Here is a 1,212-nt window from a genome sequence, read left to right on the forward strand (position 1 = left end):
AACAATGAACTAAGCTAAAATCCAAATAAATTTTGGTTTAATTCATGGCATAATCAGAATCGTAAGGCAATCCTGATTTTGCGATAGCAAACGCTTGTTTTATAAGCTTATTACAGACTGCGATTAAAGCTAGTTTCTTACTTTTCCCTTTGGCTACTATACGATCGTACAAAGCCTTACATTGTGGGTTATGAATACAAGCTGTAAAGCTGCACATAAACAGATGGTTCCTGAGCAAACCATCCCCTGTTTTGCTTATCCTTGACTTGCCCCTTATACTACTCCCGGAGCTTCTCTCATTTGGTGCCAGGCCAAGGAAGGAAGATACCTGCCTGTAGCTGTCAAAGGTCTTGAAATTTGATGTGCTAACCATCATCAGGACAGCGGTTTTCTTTCCGATTCCAGGGATCGTAGTAAGCCTGGAAAACAATTTTGGCTCATTTGATTTTATCAATGACTCTAGCTCATCCTCGAGTAATCGGCGCTCCTTTTTTAACTGGCGCAACTGACGTAAAATAGAGGTCACCGGAACGCTTCTGCCGTGTCCACGGTTCTCCAAGGCATGGAGCTTGTTCTTTAACGCTGTCGACTGCCTTGAATAGGTCTGTATCAGGGATAGCAGCTCTTTGGACCTGATAATGTAAGCATGCTCAGGCTCCCACGGCTCAAGCACTTGTTCAAGGGCGTAATTGTAAATCATAAAAGCATCGCTCTTGTCGGTCTTTACACGTTTTAGCTTCATCTGGATAAAACGTTTTATAACTACAGGGTTCAAAACACTCAGGGCTATCCCCTTTCCGTACAGGAACATGGACAACTTGTGGTGATAGCAACCCGTGGCCTCCATCACGCAATGAGAGGAACTGTTCAATACCTTTAGAAATAACTTAAAGCCCTCCTTGTTATTGGGATAACTCTTGTGCCCTAGGGAATCACCATAGACATCAAAACTGTCTTTTGAAATGTCTATTCCAAAAAATAACTTACTTTTATTCATAGATAATAATTTTAGTAAAGAACACACTATCTGGATTACAACATCCTAAAAACAGGCTCTAAAGGCCTAATGAACTAAAGGTAATTTAGATAGGAAAAGAGCAGGGATTCGCATTGTTGACGGAATCTAAAGTTCCTACGGCTATAATAATCTTACTCTGCTCTTTTGTTCTTTCTGGTTAAAGTCTCTAATTTAACTATAATACAAACTTAGGA

At 40.4% G+C, this 1,212-nt stretch carries 1 protein-coding gene; it reads right to left on the bottom strand.

Annotated elements, in window-relative coordinates; translation table 11 throughout:
* Positions 1–37: 37 nt before the first annotated feature.
* Positions 38–997: an IS110 family transposase gene (locus tag ACFQ1K_RS14525; protein WP_320556888.1), complete on the bottom strand. Its 960-nt coding sequence runs from the start codon at positions 995–997 to the stop codon at positions 38–40.
* Positions 998–1,212: the final 215 nt, after the last annotated feature.

The sequence above is a fragment of the Winogradskyella aquimaris genome (genome assembly GCF_042676105.1).
Lineage (GTDB): Bacteria > Bacteroidota > Bacteroidia > Flavobacteriales > Flavobacteriaceae > Winogradskyella > Winogradskyella aquimaris.

What these genes read in the sequence shown, in the direction of transcription:
- ACFQ1K_RS14525 (WP_320556888.1), bottom strand. Translation starts at nt 997, where the DNA reads ATGAATAAAAGTAAGTTATTTTTTGGAATAGACATTTCAAAAGACAGT.